Below are 16,769 nucleotides of genomic sequence, written 5' to 3'. Positions count from 1 at the left end.
GATGTATAAGGAGAAGGTGCTTGGCCTGATGGAGCAGGCCGAGCTGCAGATTGAGGGGAAATTGAAAGAGATCGACCGCGTGATCGACCGGAATCAATGGAAGGTCATCCGTGCTTTCCAGAAGCATAAAGTGAGCGATTATCATTTTGCGGGCTCGACAGGCTACGGTTATAACGATCGGGGACGGGAAGTGCTCGATCTGGTGTATGCCGACGTGTTCGGCGCCGAGGCCGCGCTTGTCCGGCCGCATTTCGTTTCGGGAACGCATACGATTGGCACGGCACTGTTCGGGGTGCTTCGTCCTGGAGACGAGCTGTTGATGATGACCGGACGGCCCTACGATACGCTGCATAAAGTGATCGGCAAGCCGGGAGACGGGCAAGGCTCGCTTCAGGATTGGGGCATTGCTTACCAGGAGGTCGCCTTGCTGGAGAACGGGTCCCCGGATTATGCCGCGATTGCGGAGCGTATAACACCCCGGACGAAGGTGATCGGCATTCAACGTTCCCGCGGGTACGCTTGGCGTCCGTCGTTCACCGTAGCGCAAATCGGAGAGATGGTGCGGTTCGTCAAAGAAATCAAGCCGGATGTCGTTGTATTTGTTGACAACTGCTATGGGGAATTTACAGAGCTGACCGAACCGACGGAGGTCGGCGTCGATTTGATGGCCGGTTCGCTGATCAAAAATCCCGGCGGCGGGCTCGCGGCTACGGGCGGCTACATCGCAGGCAAGAGCCGCTACGTGGAGCTGGCTTCTTACCGTTTAACAGCACCCGGTATCGGCGGCGAGGTGGGGGCCATGCTAGGGACGACCCGGGCTATTTTCCAAGGGTTGTTTCTGGCTCCTCATTTGGTTGGGCAAGCCGTTAAGGGATCGGTTTTTGCCGCATCGGTATTCGAACAGCTTGGGTTCACGACGCATCCGCGCTGGAACGATCCGCGAACGGATCTGATTCAGGCGGTTCAATTCACGGGGCCTGAGCATTTGATCGTTTTCGTACAGGGGATTCAACAGGCGGCTGCGGTCGATGCCCATGTCGTTCCGGAGCCTTGGGACATGCCGGGGTACGAGCATCCGGTCATTATGGCTGCAGGCACGTTCATCCAGGGAGGAAGTCTGGAGCTTTCCGCGGATGCGCCGATCCGGGAGCCGTACATCGCCTATATGCAAGGCGGGTTAACGTATTCGCATTGCAAAATGGGCGTACTGACCGCGATCCAAAATATGATGGACCGCGGACTGCTATCATAACATCGTTTGTCTGTAATTCGATGCGCGGATGCAGGTCATCCGCGTATTTTTTGTGAGAAAATATACTGTAATATGGGTTGACATAAGGCAAAAACCTTACATGACTTGACACGTTTTTTGAACAAGGTTACAATAACAGTAAGGTTCTAAGTGCTTAGGAGTGATGTTCATGAGTGATGATATCCGCAGGAATATGGCGCTTTTTCCCATCGGCATCGTAATGAAGCTGACCGATTTAACCGCGCGGCAAATCCGGTACTACGAACAGCACGAGCTTGTGATCCCGGCCCGAACGGGAGGTAACCAGCGGTTGTATTCGTTCAACGACGTCGAGAGACTGCTCGAGATTAAAGACTTGATTGAAAAGGGAGTCAACATCGCGGGGATCAAGCAGGTGCTGCTGCCGGTCGATAAAAACTCCGAGGAAGCGACCGTCTTGAACGAGCAAACCGAGGTCAAGCGTCGGGAGCTGACCGACACGCAGCTGCACCGAATGCTTAAGCAGCAGTTATTGGGCGGCGGCAAGCGTCCGAATCAGGTATCGCTGATTCAGGGCGAATTATCCCGCTTTTTCCGCAAGTAAGGCTGTGCCGGGGCCTGTTCCGGTAGCGCTTTCGCGCCTGTCCGGACAACGCTCCGTTAATTTGTCTCATAGTTTAAGGAGGAGATCGTACAGTGACGGATAAACAATACACCAAGGAAGACATTCTGCGCATCGCTAAGGAAGAAAATGTAAGATTCATCCGCCTGCAATTTACCGACCTGCTCGGTACGATTAAAAACGTGGAAATTCCTGTGAGTCAGCTGGAGAAAGCTCTCGACAACAAAATGATGTTCGACGGTTCTTCCATCGAAGGCTACGTTCGTATCGAAGAATCCGATATGTACTTATACCCGGATCTGAGTACTTGGGTCGTCTTTCCGTGGGTGACGGAAGACCGCGTTGCCCGCATGATTTGCGATGTGTACCTGCCGGACGGCCGGCCGTTCCCGGGCGATCCGCGCGGCATTCTGAAATCGGTGCTGAAGGAAGCCGAGGAAATGGGCTACAGCTCGATGAATGTCGGTCCGGAGCCGGAGTTTTTCCTGTTCAAAACCGACGAAAAAGGCAACCCAACGATGGAACTCAACGACCAAGGCGGTTATTTCGATCTCGCTCCGACGGACTTGGGAGAAAACTGCCGCCGCGAAATCGTACTGACGCTGGAGGAGATGGGCTTCGAAATCGAAGCGTCTCACCATGAGGTGGCTCCGGGCCAGCACGAAATTGATTTTAAATATGCGGACGCTATCAAAGCGGCCGACCAGATTCAAACGTTCAAGCTCGTTGTCAAAACGATCGCGAGACAGCATGGCCTGCATGCCACCTTTATGCCGAAACCTCTGTTTGGCGTGAACGGCTCCGGAATGCACTGCCACCAATCGCTGTTCCGCGGCAAAGAGAACGCGTTCTACGACGAAAGCGACAAGCTGGGTCTGAGCACGTTAGCCAGACAGTACATGGCAGGTATTTTGCGTCATGCCCGCGCTTTTGCGGCCATTACGAACCCGACGGTTAACTCCTACAAACGTCTGGTGCCCGGCTATGAGGCGCCTTGCTACGTAGCGTGGTCGGCCAGCAACCGCAGCCCGATGATCCGTATTCCGGCTTCACGCGGTCTCAGCACGCGCGTGGAAGTGCGCAACCCGGACCCGGCGGCAAACCCGTATCTTGCGCTTGCCGTTATGCTTAAAGCAGGGCTCGACGGCATCAAGAACAAAATGCAGCTGCCGCCTCCGACCGACCGGAATATCTATGTGATGTCCGAAGAGGAGCGGGAAGAGCAGGGCATCCCTAGCCTGCCGGTTGACCTGAAGCAAGCGCTCGATGAGCTGCTTCGTGACGACGTGATCTGCGACGCGCTCGGCGATCATGCTCTCGCGCACTTCGTCGAGCTCAAAGAAATCGAGTGGGACATCTACCGGACTCAAGTACATGCTTGGGAACGCGATCAGTATTTGACCCTTTATTAATACTTAGCGGGCATTAGCAGCAGCCTCTCATGATGGTGTAGCCATGATGAGAGGCTTTTGTGCGTTTAGGTGTATGCACCCGAGAACCTCATCCATGGCACAAGCTTCTTTGATCTCGGACATTTGGATAATTTGTTCGAGCGCCAGCTTCAGCAAATTCACGGTATGCCGATTCTCCGAGTTGTCCATGATAGAGATAATGGAAGTTAGGGGTTTGATAATAGGCCGGGACGCCCGGTAGACGCAAAAAAGACTCCCTGATGATCAGGAGTCTTGATTTTGATTGCGTAGGAATAAGATTAATGAACATTGCGGAATACGCCAATGACTTTGCCGAGAATCGATACGTTCTTCAGACGGAGCGGCTCCATCGTCGGGTTTTCCGGTTGAAGGCGGATGTGGTCCTTTTCTTTATAGAACGTTTTGACCGTCGCTTCGTCGTCCTCGGTCATAGCGACCACGATCTCGCCGTTGTTGGCCGTTTGCTGCTGGCGAACGATGACAAAGTCCCCGTTGCGGATGCCTGCGTCGATCATACTTTCACCGATGACGCTCAACATGAAGACGTTATGGTCTCCGACGAAGTTGCTCGGAAGCGGGAAGTAGTCCTCAATGTTCTCTGTCGCGGTAATCGGTAGGCCGGCTGTAACTCGTCCGATCAGCGGGACACGAGAAACCGATACTGCGAATGCGCCGTCGCCAGTCGTGCCGTCCAAAATCTCAATGGCTCTGGGTTTCGTAGGATCGCGCCGGATCAGCCCTTTCTTTTCCAGCCGTTCCAAATGACCGTGTACCGTCGAGCTGGAAGCAAGACCGACCGCTTCGCCGATTTCCCGAACGGACGGAGGATACCCTTTATCTTTGACCTCGTTCTTGATGAACTCTAGAATAGCTTGCTGGCGAGTGGATATCTTGCCCATATGAATCACTCCATTTTTGGTAATCATTACTTAGGAGTATAACACAGAACCGGAGTTCGTACAAACATAAGTTCGAAAAAATGGATTGACACAAACATTTGTTCGTGTTAAATTCAGAACAGAACAAATGTTTGGGGGATGATATTCATGTATCAGAACAGTCAAATGCTAGCTCAATACAATCGTAATTCGGCTGCCGTCTCTATAGATCCCGCTTGCAAAATGAAAAAAAACCGAACATATGTGCGAGTTATGGTTTTTGTTATATCGGTAATGCTGCTGCTCTTTGTCGGAGGTACCGTATCCGCTTGGGTAGTGAACGATGACGCTTATGCCAAAAGCACCGTATCCGCTCAAGCTTACGTAGTTGTAACTCAAGGCGATACGTTGTGGAGTATTGCTTCTTCACACGCGACCAAAGGAGAAGACCTGAGAGAGTACGTCTTTCAGATAAGGAAGTTGAACAACTTGAAGAACGTAACGATTCACGAAGGGCAAAAAGTGCTGCTTCCATAATACATAGCCGTTTTAGGTTTTCCTGAATTTCTTCCGCAAGGCTTCGGCTCTATCTCTTGACTTTCAAATCCGGTAATGTCAAAGTATAATTTGATATGAAGCTCTTATCGTTCGTAGATGCACGAACGGAGACCTAACAATACCGGGAGGACAAGCATGATTGAATCGGAGCACGACGTAACCGTTAAGCGGATCAACGAGTTGGCCCGCAAGGCGAAAGCCGAAGGATTGACGGAAGAAGAAATGGATGAGCGCAACGCACTGAGGAAAAAGTACATCGATTCTTTTAAATCCTCCTTGCGTTCTCAACTGGACAACATTAAATTCGTGGATGAGGACGAGAAGAAGTAAGGAGGAGACTTGCTTCACGGATACAGCGTTTCCGGGCGCACGGAACGACATCGTCTGTTTCAGAGTTCAAGTCCGGGATTGGAGTTAAATCCAATTGAGATACGCACGATACGTTGGACGATCTAGTAGCCGCTGGAAAAGCGCGGTATATTGGATGCTCCAACTTTTTGGCGTATTTAGACGTACCGGCTGACGAAATCGGTCGGGATCAGCGAGTTTACGGTAAGTGTAGAAAGAATGGATAAAGGGGCTCAGCTATGTCACGGAAATGGGAACGCATGGTTCGCAAAAATACGAAAGTAACCAACATTCAGCGCAAAAAGAGCGGCAAGGAAACGATTGCGGAATCAAGCGCGTCCGACAATTCTGTTACCTTCAAAGGACGCAGCTGGTTTCTTCCGATGATCCTGGTCGCCACCGGGATCTTCTGCTTCATCATATTCCGTGGTCAAGCAGGACAGGATCAGATGTACTGGTTCACGGGCGCGAGCTACATTGTCCTTGCGCTGTTGATTTATTGGGTCCGTCGGCCGCTATTGAAAATAGGCTCGGACTCGCTTACCTCACGTCGCTTCGGTGGAGACCGGACCATGAGTGCGGATATGATCGACGAAATTTCCGTGACGAAGGATTCGATCTTTATTACCTTAAAGCCGAAAGGCGCCCGCTGGGGATACACGAAATTTTATCATCAATTCCCCGTAGACGCGGCGAAGGAAAAGCTTCAAGAGTTTGCTCAAAAAAATCAAGTGGCATTTAAGCAAGAATCTTAAGATAGAACCGACATCACTGGAGAGAAAGAGGAATCCGGCTTATGGCAATCAAAGCGGTGCTTTTTGATTTGGACGATACGCTGCTCTGGGACGAGCGCAGCGTGAAAGAAGCGTTTCAGGCGACCTGCAGCGAGGCCGCCAAGCATTACGAGATCGATCCTGCCCAACTTGAGGAAGCGGTAAGACGTGAAGCGCGGGCATTGTACGAATCGTTCGAGACGTTCCCGTTTACCAAAAAAATCGGAATTAATCCGTTTGAAGGGCTGTGGGCCCGGTTTGTCGAAGGAGAGCAGGAAGAATTCCGAAAGCTTCAATCGTTGGCCCCGACCTATCAGCGGGATTCGTGGACCCGCGGCTTAAAGGCTCTGGGGATAGAGGATGCCGCGCTGGGATTGAAGCTGGCGGAGATGTTTCCGGCCGAGCGAAGAAACCGTCCGATCGTTTACGAAGAGACGTTCGAGGTGTTGGATCAACTGAAAGGGAAGTATAAGCTGCTTCTGCTTACGAACGGTTCGCCTGATCTGCAAAAAGAGAAATTGGCGGGCGTCCCGCAGCTTGCTCCTTATTTCGATTATATCGTGATTTCCGGCGAGTTTGGCGAAGGAAAGCCGGCAGTTTCGATTTTCGAGCATGCGATGCAGCTGCTTGGCATTTCGGCCGAGGAAGGCGTCATGATCGGGGACAAGCTGACAACGGACATTTTGGGTTCCAACTCGATCGGGATGCGGAATATGTGGATTAACCGCCATGGGCTCCCGTTAGCAGACGAGATTACTCCGGCACACGAAATTACGAGCCTCCGGGATATTCAGAAGATCATCGATTCTCTGGAAGCTTAGGATCAGCACTCATTTTGCCTAGTCGAATAGCCCGCCATTTCATAATGGTGGGTTTTTTATTGCGCTAAAAATAAAACAAGCCGCCTTTGACAAGGGGCTTGCTGCTTGAGTGTTCATTTATTTAAAAGTTCCACTTACGCCTTTTGGAAAGTTGGGTCTTCGAACGGGTGTGCGATCCAGCCCTCGGTTTCGATGAACAGACGAACGGCTACGATTTGACGGTTTTCCATCAAGGTGAAGAAGTGCGGCTTGTGCTCCGGAACCGAGATCACGTCGCCTGCTTCCAGTTCAACGTCAAAATAGCCGACATCGTCGGTCCCCTTAATGATGAAAATTCCTTTGCCGGCCGTGATGGCGCGAACTTCATCTTCCGTATGCGTATGCACTTGTTCGAATTTTTTGAGCAGTTCATCCAAATTCGGGGTAGCGTCGGACAGCGCGACGATGTCCCAAGTCTGGTAGCCGCGGCGGCTAGCCAGATCGCGGATTTCTTCATCGAAGGTAGCCAAAATCTGCGATTTTTCCTCGTCCGTCAACGAAAACTTCCCTTGAAGCTCTGCGGGCAGTTTATCGGCGTTCCAATGCTCATAAAGCACCTCTTGCTTATCCAAAAATGCTTTCACGTTGGCTTCGCCCGAGATGCGCTCGTTGGTGTTGCGAATGCGAATTTCTGCCATAGTTCTCCCTCTTCCTTCTTGAATTCGTGACTTCTGCTTCTTATTATAGTGGAAGGGGACGCATCTGTCGATGTATAATGTATATAAATCCGATAGGATTCATTAGATAAGTGCTGAAATTTGTCACAATTGCTTTTCAACATGTATCGTTTCTGATACACTTAAGGTTACATAATTTGTGAGTATCATGCGCAGTGCGGTGCGAGAGTCATAGATCGGCTGCAAGAGTATCCGACCCCATGACAGAATGGAGCGGGGCGGCAGGGTGAAAGGGGATCACGGATGAGCAAGCCTTTATTGCAGGAGCAATTACAGAAAAAAATTATGATTTTAGACGGCGCCATGGGAACAATGATCCAACAGGAGAATTTAACCGCAGACGATTTCGGCGGCGACGAGTTGGATGGCTGCAACGAAATTTTGGTGGTAACCCGGCCTGACGTCATCCGTAAAATCCATGAAGCGTATTTTGCGGCCGGTGCCGATATGGTAGAGACGAATACGTTCGGCGCAACAAGCGTCGTACTGGCAGAATATGATCTACAGGACCGGGCGCGGGAGCTTAACCTGGCAGCGGCCAAGCTGGCCGTCGAAGCGGCTGAAAAATATAGTACCCCGGAATGGCCGAGATACGTTATCGGTGCAATGGGACCGACGACGAAGACGCTTTCCGTAACCGGCGGAGTCACCTTCGACGAACTCGTGGACAGCTACTACGAACAGGCGCTGGCGTTGATGGAAGCGGGCGTGGACGCGCTGCTGCTCGAAACGTCGCAGGATACGCTGAACGTCAAAGCCGGCAGCATCGGCATCCGCAAAGCGTTTGAGACGGAAGGCCGCAAGCTGCCGCTCATGATTTCCGGTACGATCGAGCCGATGGGCACGACGCTGGCGGGTCAAAATATCGAGTCGTTCTATATTTCGCTTGAGCATCTCGAACCGATTTCGGTCGGTCTGAATTGCGCTACAGGACCGGAATTTATGCGCGACCATATCCGGACGTTGGCGGATATTGCAGGGACGGCGGTAAGCTGCTATCCGAACGCCGGTCTGCCGGACGAGAACGGAGAGTACCACGAGTCGCCGGAATCGCTTGCCAAGAAGCTGGCAGGCTTTGCCGAGCAGGGCTGGCTGAACATTGCCGGCGGATGCTGCGGAACGACGCCGGATCATATCCGCGCGATGGCCGAAACGCTGGGCCAGTACCAGCCGCGCAGCCACCGGGGAGAGCATCCGCCCGCGGTATCCGGCATCGAGACGGTCTACATTGAAGATGCGAACCGTCCTTACATGGTCGGGGAGCGGACGAACGTTCTCGGATCGCGGAAGTTCAAGCGGCTTATTGCCGAAGGCAAGTATGAGGAAGCATCCGAGATTGCCCGGGCGCAGGTGAAAGGCGGCGCGCATGTCATCGACGTCTGTCTGCAGGACCCGGACCGCGATGAAATGAGCGATATGCAGCAGTTTCTGGAGCTTGTCGTCAAAAAAGTGAAAGTTCCGCTTATGCTCGATTCCACGGATTATCGGGTAATCGAGCTGGGGCTCAAATATTCGCAGGGGAAAGCGATCATCAACTCCATCAACCTGGAGGACGGGGAAGAGAAGTTCGAGACGGTCGTACCGCTTATTCATAAATACGGCGCGGCCGCTGTCGTCGGTACGATTGACGAGCGGGGGCAGGCCATTACGGCCAAAGACAAGCTGGAAGTAGCCAAGCGCTCCTATGATTTGCTGGTCAACAAGTACGGCATGCATCCGAACGATATTATTTTTGACCCGCTCGTTTTCCCGGTCGGAACGGGAGATCAGCAATATATCGGCTCGGCCAAGGAGACGATCGAAGGAATCCGGTTAATTAAAGAAGCGATGCCTGACACCGAGACGATTCTTGGTCTCAGCAACGTGTCGTTCGGTTTGCCGGAGGCGGGCCGCGAGGTGCTGAACGCCGTCTTTTTGTACCATTGTACGAAAGCCGGACTGGACTATGCGATTGTCAATACGGAAAAGCTGGAGCGCTATGCGTCCATACCGGAAGAAGAGCGCCGTCTTGCCGAAAGCCTGATCTATGATACTAACGACGAAACACTGGCCGAATTCGTAGCGCACTTCCGTACGAAGAAGGTCGAGAAGAAGGAAAAAATTTCGAACTTAACGCTGGAAGAGCGGCTAGCCTCTTACGTTGTCGAAGGCACGAAGGACGGACTGATCGCGGATTTGGACGTAGCGCTGCAAAAATACAAACCGCTCGATATTATTAACGGTCCGCTGATGAAAGGTATGGAGGAAGTCGGCCGGCTGTTCAATAATAACGAGCTGATCGTAGCGGAGGTGCTGCAAAGCGCCGAGGTCATGAAGGCGTCCGTTGCTTATTTGGAACCGTTCATGGAAAAATCGGAAAGTGCCGTGAAAGGAAAAATCATTTTGGCCACGGTCAAAGGCGACGTGCATGATATCGGCAAAAACTTGGTCGAAATCATTTTATCCAACAACGGCTACCAGATCGTCAACCTGGGCATTAAAGTGCCGCCGGAGCAGTTGATCGATGCATACCGCAAGGAGCGGCCGGATGCGATCGGGCTGTCCGGGCTGCTCGTCAAATCGGCGCAGCAAATGATCGTTACGGCGCAGGACTTGAAGACGGCCGGTATCGACGTGCCGATTCTGGTGGGCGGCGCGGCGCTGACCCGGAAGTTCACCAAGACGCGCATTGCGCCGGAGTATGACGGTTTGGTATTATATGCCAAAGACGCGATGGACGGGCTGGATATTGCGAACAAGCTGAGCGACCCCGAGCAGCGGCAGCAGCTTGTACGGGAGCTTCGGGACAGCATGGAATCCGATGTCAAGGAATCCGGCCGCAAAGAAGAGCAAATGCCGGCCTTGACCCGCGTCAGAACGTCGTCGGTGGACCGGAGCGTTCCGGTGCAGGTGCCGCCGAGCTTGGAGCGCCGCGTGCTGCGCGATTACCCGATAAGCCACCTGATCCCGTATATCAACATGCAGATGCTGCTCGGGCATCATCTTGGCTTGAAGGGGAAAGTCGAGCAATTGCTGGCTGACAAAGATCCGAAGGCGCTGCAGCTTAAAGAAACCGTAGACGAACTGCTGGCGGAGGCACAGAAAAACGGCATCCTTCAAGCGCACGGCATGTACCGTTTCTTCCCGGCGCAGTCTGACGGCAACGATGTGCTCGTCTACGATCCCGAGGATCATACCAAGGTGCTTCAGAAGTTTACGTTCCCACGGCAGGAGAAGGAGCCGTACTTGTGTCTGGCTGACTATCTCAAGCCGGTAGACAGTGGAATCATGGATTATGTCGGCTTCCTCGTTGTGACAGCCGGTCATGGCGTCAGCAATCTGGCGGCCGAGTGGCGGGAGAAAGGCGACTATCTGCGGTCTCATGCGCTTCAAGCGGCGGCTCTTGAGACTGCGGAAGGGTTCGCCGAGCGTATACACCAAATGATGCGCGACGTTTGGGGCTTCCCGGACCCGGCCGATATGTCGATGCAGGAGCGCTTCGGAGCCAAGTACCGCGGGCAGCGGTTCTCGTTCGGCTATCCGGCGTGTCCGAACCTTGACGATCAGCAGCAGCTATTTGCTTTGATGAAGCCGGAGGATATCGGCGTTCATTTGACGGAAGGCAGCATGATGGAGCCGGAGGCATCCGTCTCGGCTATCGTGTTTGCGCATCCGCAGGCTCGTTATTTCAACGCATAACCGTTTTTTGGGTATGCTATAACAGGGTGGGGCCTTGGTCGCTCCACTCTTTTGTTTAAAGAAAAGAAAAGCTTGTCTCACCAAAGTACGAAGGTGTGTAAGCTTTCTTACCAATCGGAACGATAGAAATGGGGTCGATGGAGCTTGGAGCTGTATTTTCTCGGGACAGGTGCCGGTATGCCTTCCAAAGAGCGGAACGTCACCTCCGTCATGTTAAATCTGCTTGCGGAACGGAATGTTTATTGGATGTTCGACTGCGGGGAAGGGACGCAGCACCAAATATTACGGGCGCCGGTCAAAATCAGCAAGCTGGAAAAGCTGTTTATTACCCATCTGCACGGCGACCACATCTACGGCCTTCCAGGGCTCATGTCGAGCCGTTCTTATCAAGGGGGGGATACCCCGTTTACGATTTACGGGCCGGTAGGCATCCGGGAGTTTGTAGAAACGGCGCTTCGGATCAGCGATTCCCATCTCGGCTACGAGACGAAAATTGTGGAGTTCGAAGAGAAGGCGGAGTTCGTGCTGTACGAGGATGAGCAGTTCATCGTGAAAGCTGCTCCGCTGGTTCACCGAGTCGACAGCTACGGCTATCGGATCGAAGAAAAGCCGCAGAAGGGGAAGCTTGATGCGGCGAAGTTGAAGGAGCTCGGCATCGCTTCAGGACCGCTGTACGGCAAAATCAAAAACGGCGAAGCCGTTACGCTGGAGGACGGCACGGTGCTTGAAGCCAGCCGGTTTATCGGTCCTCCGGTTCCCGGCCGGATCGTGACAATCCTTGGCGATACTCAGCCTTGCGAACATGCCGTCACGCTTGCCCGCCAGGCGGATGTGCTGGTGCATGAAGCGACCTTTGCGGAGGACCGTAAGGAGCTTGCGGTGCAATATGATCATTCTACAGCAATGGATGCGGCTCGGACGGCTCAGGAGGCTGGGGCCAAAATGTTGGTTTTAACCCATATCAGCTCACGGTATCAGGACGCGGAGGTTGAGCGGCTGCGGGAAGAAGCGCGTTCGGTCCATGATGAAACTTATCTTGCGCACGATCATTTTCGTTTGGACATTCCGGCGCGAAAAACGTCTCCAGCTGCCGGTGAAGCGGCTCCGCTGTAAGTGTGGTCCGTACCGCATCGCCGCTATGACAAAAACCTCCGTTCCTTACGAGATGTCTGCAAGGAACCGGAGGTTTTTGTATCATGCCCTGTTGACGGGCTGCAATTATTGTTGATTTTCGGCTTCGTCCTTAATTTCCGAACGGAAGGCGTCCAAGCTTTCGCGGCGGCGTTCGTTTTTGGACTCGATTTGCTCCCGCTCCTGCGGGCTGATTTCATCGGCGTGCTCGCTCAAATAATCTTCGGCTTCGTTCAGGTTTTCAATCGTGTGGTCGATGCTGTTTTGCAAATGCTCCACGTTGTCGGCACGGTTGTCCGGTTTAGCCATAATTCCATCAAACTCCTTCATTGTAAAAGTATGGCGCTTGGATAGCGCACCATCTTTACGGTGCCACTGTCCGCGCCGGAATATGCATGAAAGTATCATCTTTGGCATACTAGCGGAAAACGGGCTGATATTTTTGGGGAGAGGGGAGGCGGCTCCTGATGCGCGGTTTTGCTATCTTGCTCGGTTTTTATTTGTTGGGAACGATCCTGCAGCTCAGCTTGAAGCTTCCGCTTCCGGCAAACGTCATCGGTTTGATTTTGTTTACGGCCAGTCTGTTTCTAAAATGGGTTAAGGTGGAATGGGTAGAGGAGGCCGGCAGCTTTTTGATCAAGCATATGCTGCTGCTCTTTGCGCCGATTGTCGTTGGGACGATGGTGTTTTTTTCTTGGATCGGGGAGCAGGCAATGACCATCCTGATCAGCTTGTTTGCCAGCACGTTCGGGGTGCTGCTCGTAACAGGATGGACAGCTAAGCTCCTTGGCGGCGGACGCGCACGGAAGGAGGGGGACCGTCGTCATGACGTTCCGTGAATGGACGGAGCAGCCGCTGTTCGGCATCGCTCTGACGGTGCTGGCTTATGTGTTTGCGCTCGCGCTGCAGCAGCGCTGGAAAGCGCTTCATCCGCTGCTGACGTGCTCGGCGCTAGTGATCGCCTTCCTGCTCGCCACGAATGTGCCTTACGAAGCGTACCGAAAAGGCGGGGACTATATTGTGTTCCTGCTCGGTCCCGCGACGGTAGCACTTGGCATCCCGCTGTACAAAAACGCGCAGCGCATCCGCAATGCTCTGCTGCCGATCGCTGCGGGCATTACTGCAGGTTCAATCAGCGCACTGCTGCTGGCTGCCGGACTCGTATGGGTGCTGGGAGGCAGTCGCGAACTGCTTGTGACCATGATGCCCAAATCGGTCACTTCGCCGATTGCGCTTGAGATTTCACGGCAAGCGGGAGGGATTCCCGAACTGACCGCTGTGCTGACTGTTCTGACAGGCTTGATCGGAAGCATGTTCGGACCGGGGCTGCTGCGGCTGGCGGGCGTGCGCGACGACATCTCGATCGGCACCGCCATCGGCACTTCGTCGCACGGCATCGGCACGGCGCGGATCATCCGCGATTCGGAGCTGGCGGGCAGCGTCAGCGGCTTTGCGATGGGCGCTGCGGCGATTTTGACATCGTTGCTTTTTATTCCGCTGTATTGGTGGTTGAGGTAACGTCCAAGTCGCATGACTAAAGAAAATAGAGTCTCTTACTATGATGGAGCCGTTCTGCCGAACGGTTCTTTTTTATGTCTGAAGCCCGGCGAAGCCTTACAAAAGCTTTACACCGCGAAAACGCTATCCTAATAATCGTCTGTTACCCTAAAGCTGTATCTTTCATCCCATCAACCTTTACTTGGAGAAAGGCGTGTTGACGATGATCCGACAAGCAGCAAGTCAAGTCGCAAGCGAGCCGTCCATCTTGACCGTCAAGCTGGCAGAAACCGACTTTGAAGTGGAGCAGGCACTGCGTCTGAGGTATCAGGTTTTTGTGGAAGAAGAGAAGAACATGAGAATGCGAACCGAGAACGGATTGGAGCGGGATATCTACGATGCTTATTGCGACCATCTGATCGTCAAAGATCTAATCACGGGAGAGGTTGTCGGCACGTACCGGCTGCTGCCGGGAGAGCGGGCGACCTCGGGCATCGGATTCTACTCGGAAACCGAATTCGACCTGCACGCGTTCGATTCGCTGAAGCGCCAGACACTGGAGCTCGGGAGAAGCTGTATTGCACCGGCCTACCGCGGAAGCAGGGCGATTCAAATGCTGTGGGAGGGCATTGCTGCGTATATGACCGAGCTGAATTACCGCTATTTGATCGGCTGCGCCAGTTTGCGTCTCCCGAATTTGGAGGAGCTGAATCTGCTCTATACGATGCTTCGCAGCAAGCAGGTCATTACGGAGCGGTACGGCATCCGTCCGTTGGAAACGCACCGGATTCGGGGGCTGAACGTGGTCGAATCGGAGTTGACCGAGAAAGAAATCTTCCGCAGGCTGCCTCCTCTGATGAAGGGCTATCAATGGCTTGGGGCGGAGATTGGTGGCGACCCGGCGTACGACAGTCTGTTCGATACGGTAGACTTCTTTATCGTGCTGGAAAAGGAACGGATCACCCGCAGATACAAGAAGCATTTCTTAAACGGGTAGGGGGCTGGGAGCTTGTACGAATGGATTGCCAAAGTGAGCGCGGACCGGCAGGCGTGCGAGCGTTGGACACGGCGGTGCGGTCCGCTGCCGAGAAGCGTGATGGCCGCGCTGTGCAGAATGGCGGCTCTGCTGCTGTATGGCTGCGCCGGTCAGGCCTTGAGACGCAAGGTGCAGGGGAACATGAAGGAACTGCTGCCGGAGCGTTCGGCCCAGGAGATCAGAAAGGCTGCGTTTCGCTATACCGAAAATGTCGTCTTCGCGCTATATGAAATTTTGCTGGAATCGCACCGGTTGCCTGGCAGCGAGAAATGGCGGTTCCGGACGGAAGGGGAAACGCACCTGGAAGAGGCGCTACGTCTAGGCCGCGGTGCGATTGTATATACGCCGCATGCAGGTAACTTTTTTTACTACTATTGGTATTTGTGCCGGAAGTATTCGTGCCTTACCGTTGCCACCGGCGGAAGTCCGGAGCTGCGGCCGCTCTATTTGAAATTTCTGGACATGGACTGTCCGGGGCTCGATTATGACAATACGCCGCCGCTGGAGCTGCTTCGTAAGCTGCGGAAGCATTTGCAGGCGGGGGGCGTCGTCTTTTTGCTGGGGGATTTCTGGCGTCCGACGTTTCCGCCCGCTCGTTTCTTCGGCCGGATGACGCGCACACCCGAGGGTGCTTCGACCCTATCGATCGAGCAGCGGGTGCCCATTATTCCATTCAGTGGATGGCGCGAGCGCGGATGGGTACATCGGATGCGGTTCGAAGCCCCGCTGTACCTTTCTTCTTCGTTCACGCGAGCGACGCGGACCGAGGCAACGAATGTGCTGAACCGTTTCATGGAACGGGTCATTCGGGAGCGGCCCGAACAGTGGTTCTATTGGTTTAATACCGAGGAACGCTGGGAAACCGAGCAAGGTGGCGGAGCAGGGGCTCATACAGAGCGAGAGCGGCAGAAGACGCATACGGCGTGACAAGCAAAGGAGGCGTATAGCTGCATGGATACCGGAAGTCATCTGTTGTTTGGCGCTACATTGGCCGGTCTGGCTATGCTTCAACCTGAAGTGGCTCAACATCCGGCGCTGCTGCACGCGGTGCTGGCGGCCACGTTGATTGGTTCCCATGCGCCGGATTTCGATACGGTTGCCCGGGTTCGGGGCTATGCCGCTTATATCCGGGTGCATCGGGGAATTACGCATTCGCTTCCGGCCATGCTTTTATGGCCGCTGGCGCTGTCCGTTCCGATCGCTTGGGGATTCGGGGTATGGGAGCATGAGCCGCTTGTTTTTGCTTGGACGCTGGCGGCGGTCGTTTTCCACGTATTTCTGGATTGGCTCAATGCTTACGGCGTGCAGTGCTTTCGTCCGTTCTCGCAGCGTTGGCATCACCTCGATGCGCTCCCGTTGTTCGAACCGGTGCTGTTTGGTACACATGCGGCAGGTTTGATTGTATGGCTGACGACGGGGCTTAATCCGGGCTGGATGTTTTTGTGGATTTATTCGTTTACGTTTGTATATATCGGAGGGCGGCTGTTTCATCACCGGGGCGTAGTCCGCTCTGTAAGAATGCAGCTTGGGCTGGAAGGGATATGTCACGTCGTCCCGAGTCTGCACTGGTTTCGCTGGCAGTTTGTGCTTGAGAGCAGCGACGCGTTTTATACGGGGACCGTGCATGGCAAAGAGCTGACGGTCAAAGATATTTATGCCAAACATACCGAAGGCGGCATGGCCGTAGAGGCGACACGTGCGGTCGATGGTGTGCGGGCGTTTTTGCATTTTGCGCAGCGGGTGCATGTCACCTGTACCGAGAGGCAGGACGGCTATGAGGTCCGATGGCGGGATATGCGGTTTTGGCACAATCACGAGCTGCCCTTCGGGGTGGACGTAACGCTCGACCGGGATCTTAAGGTCGTGAGTCAAACGCTCGGCTGGAGGAAAAAAGCGTGGGACCCGCCGTATGTGTAAAAACGGTCGAGGAATTGTTGTCGGAATTTGACGAAAAACGATTGGGCCGCAGGTATTCAAAGCTGCGAAGCATTGTATGCCCGTGCATTAATTGGCAACTACGGTTTTGTTCCGAGGTATGAATAAAAAA

Annotated in this window: 17 protein-coding genes; 14 read left to right on the top strand and 3 right to left on the bottom strand. The window is 53.7% G+C overall.

The genetic code is table 11. The annotated features are described in order from the left end of the window. The first annotated feature begins 1 nt into the window (after nucleotide 1). The 3 genes from NI000_RS14230 (at nucleotide 2) to glnA (ending at nucleotide 3,265) form a co-directional block, all read left to right on the top strand. Nucleotides 2-1,252 (top strand): methionine gamma-lyase family protein, encoded by a 1,251-nt coding sequence (locus NI000_RS14230; RefSeq protein ID WP_253411545.1) that lies wholly within the window; start codon nucleotides 2-4, stop codon nucleotides 1,250-1,252. A gap of 169 nt (nucleotides 1,253-1,421) precedes the next feature. Continuing rightward, the gene (locus NI000_RS14225; RefSeq protein WP_010494149.1) at nucleotides 1,422-1,835 is read left to right on the top strand and encodes a MerR family transcriptional regulator; all 414 of its coding nucleotides are present in this window, start codon (nucleotides 1,422-1,424) and stop codon (nucleotides 1,833-1,835) included. A 92-nt stretch (nucleotides 1,836-1,927) separates the two neighbouring features. After that, nucleotides 1,928-3,265 (top strand): type I glutamate--ammonia ligase, encoded by a 1,338-nt coding sequence (glnA, locus tag NI000_RS14220; protein ID WP_253411543.1) that lies wholly within the window; start codon nucleotides 1,928-1,930, stop codon nucleotides 3,263-3,265. Between the two features lie 299 nt (nucleotides 3,266-3,564). On the opposite strand, the gene lexA is transcribed toward glnA, so the two are convergent. Beyond that, nucleotides 3,565-4,185: a transcriptional repressor LexA gene (lexA, locus tag NI000_RS14215; RefSeq protein ID WP_253411541.1), complete on the bottom strand. Its 621-nt coding sequence runs from the start codon at nucleotides 4,183-4,185 to the stop codon at nucleotides 3,565-3,567. Between the two features lie 252 nt (nucleotides 4,186-4,437). On the opposite strand from lexA, the gene NI000_RS14210 reads away from it, so the two are divergent. The 4 genes from NI000_RS14210 to NI000_RS14195 all read left to right on the top strand — a co-directional run bounded on the left by NI000_RS14210 (nucleotide 4,438) and on the right by NI000_RS14195 (nucleotide 6,664). Further along, the gene (locus NI000_RS14210) at nucleotides 4,438-4,701 is read left to right on the top strand and encodes a LysM peptidoglycan-binding domain-containing protein (RefSeq protein ID WP_253411539.1); all 264 of its coding nucleotides are present in this window, start codon (nucleotides 4,438-4,440) and stop codon (nucleotides 4,699-4,701) included. Between the two features lie 156 nt (nucleotides 4,702-4,857). Continuing rightward, nucleotides 4,858-5,052, top strand: a complete 195-nt coding sequence (locus NI000_RS14205) for a DUF896 domain-containing protein (protein WP_025844334.1) — start codon at nucleotides 4,858-4,860, stop codon at nucleotides 5,050-5,052. Nucleotides 5,053-5,309: 257 nt separating this feature from the next. Further along, on the top strand, nucleotides 5,310-5,825 hold the full coding sequence (locus NI000_RS14200) for a hypothetical protein (protein ID WP_253411538.1): 516 nt from the start codon (nucleotides 5,310-5,312) through the stop codon (nucleotides 5,823-5,825). A gap of 41 nt (nucleotides 5,826-5,866) precedes the next feature. Beyond that, nucleotides 5,867-6,664 (top strand): HAD family hydrolase, encoded by a 798-nt coding sequence (locus NI000_RS14195; protein ID WP_253411537.1) that lies wholly within the window; start codon nucleotides 5,867-5,869, stop codon nucleotides 6,662-6,664. A gap of 134 nt (nucleotides 6,665-6,798) precedes the next feature. Here the strand turns inward: NI000_RS14195 and NI000_RS14190 are convergent, their stop codons facing one another. Then, entirely contained in the window at nucleotides 6,799-7,341 is a 543-nt protein-coding gene (locus NI000_RS14190; protein ID WP_216795297.1) for a 1,2-dihydroxy-3-keto-5-methylthiopentene dioxygenase, read from the bottom strand. A gap of 282 nt (nucleotides 7,342-7,623) precedes the next feature. Between NI000_RS14190 and metH the strand changes: the two genes are divergently transcribed. Continuing rightward, nucleotides 7,624-11,058, top strand: coding sequence for a methionine synthase (metH, locus tag NI000_RS14185; RefSeq protein WP_253411535.1), 3,435 nt, complete (start codon nucleotides 7,624-7,626; stop codon nucleotides 11,056-11,058). 144 nt (nucleotides 11,059-11,202) lie between these two features. Next, on the top strand, nucleotides 11,203-12,171 hold the full coding sequence (rnz, locus tag NI000_RS14180) for a ribonuclease Z (RefSeq protein WP_253411533.1): 969 nt from the start codon (nucleotides 11,203-11,205) through the stop codon (nucleotides 12,169-12,171). A gap of 105 nt (nucleotides 12,172-12,276) precedes the next feature. Here rnz and tlp read toward each other — a convergent pair whose 3' ends face one another. Then, complete coding sequence (tlp, locus tag NI000_RS14175) at nucleotides 12,277-12,498, bottom strand: small acid-soluble spore protein Tlp (protein ID WP_253411531.1); 222 nt, start codon at nucleotides 12,496-12,498, stop codon at nucleotides 12,277-12,279. Nucleotides 12,499-12,656: 158 nt separating this feature from the next. On the opposite strand from tlp, the gene NI000_RS14170 reads away from it, so the two are divergent. From NI000_RS14170 to NI000_RS14150, 5 genes are all read left to right on the top strand, one after another. Beyond that, on the top strand, nucleotides 12,657-13,028 hold the full coding sequence (locus NI000_RS14170) for a CidA/LrgA family protein (protein ID WP_253411529.1): 372 nt from the start codon (nucleotides 12,657-12,659) through the stop codon (nucleotides 13,026-13,028). Further along, a complete protein-coding gene (locus NI000_RS14165) occupies nucleotides 13,015-13,707 on the top strand; it encodes an LrgB family protein (RefSeq protein ID WP_253411527.1) in 693 nt (230 codons plus the stop codon). The genes NI000_RS14170 and NI000_RS14165 overlap by 14 nt, the downstream gene beginning before the upstream one ends. 202 nt (nucleotides 13,708-13,909) lie before the next feature. Further along, nucleotides 13,910-14,683, top strand: a complete 774-nt coding sequence (locus tag NI000_RS14160; RefSeq protein ID WP_253411525.1) for a GNAT family N-acetyltransferase — start codon at nucleotides 13,910-13,912, stop codon at nucleotides 14,681-14,683. A 12-nt stretch (nucleotides 14,684-14,695) separates the two neighbouring features. Continuing rightward, nucleotides 14,696-15,649: a lysophospholipid acyltransferase family protein gene (locus NI000_RS14155; RefSeq protein WP_253411523.1), complete on the top strand. Its 954-nt coding sequence runs from the start codon at nucleotides 14,696-14,698 to the stop codon at nucleotides 15,647-15,649. Nucleotides 15,650-15,673: 24 nt separating this feature from the next. Beyond that, the gene (locus NI000_RS14150; RefSeq protein WP_253411521.1) at nucleotides 15,674-16,639 is read left to right on the top strand and encodes a metal-dependent hydrolase; all 966 of its coding nucleotides are present in this window, start codon (nucleotides 15,674-15,676) and stop codon (nucleotides 16,637-16,639) included. The last annotated feature ends 130 nt before the right edge of the window (nucleotides 16,640-16,769 follow it).

The sequence above is a fragment of the Paenibacillus tyrphae genome, from assembly GCF_024158745.1.
Taxonomy (GTDB): domain Bacteria; phylum Bacillota; class Bacilli; order Paenibacillales; family NBRC-103111; genus Paenibacillus_G; species Paenibacillus_G tyrfis_A.
The sequence above is the reverse complement of the archived record's forward strand: the minus strand, read 5'-3'. Positions and strand labels throughout refer to the sequence as shown.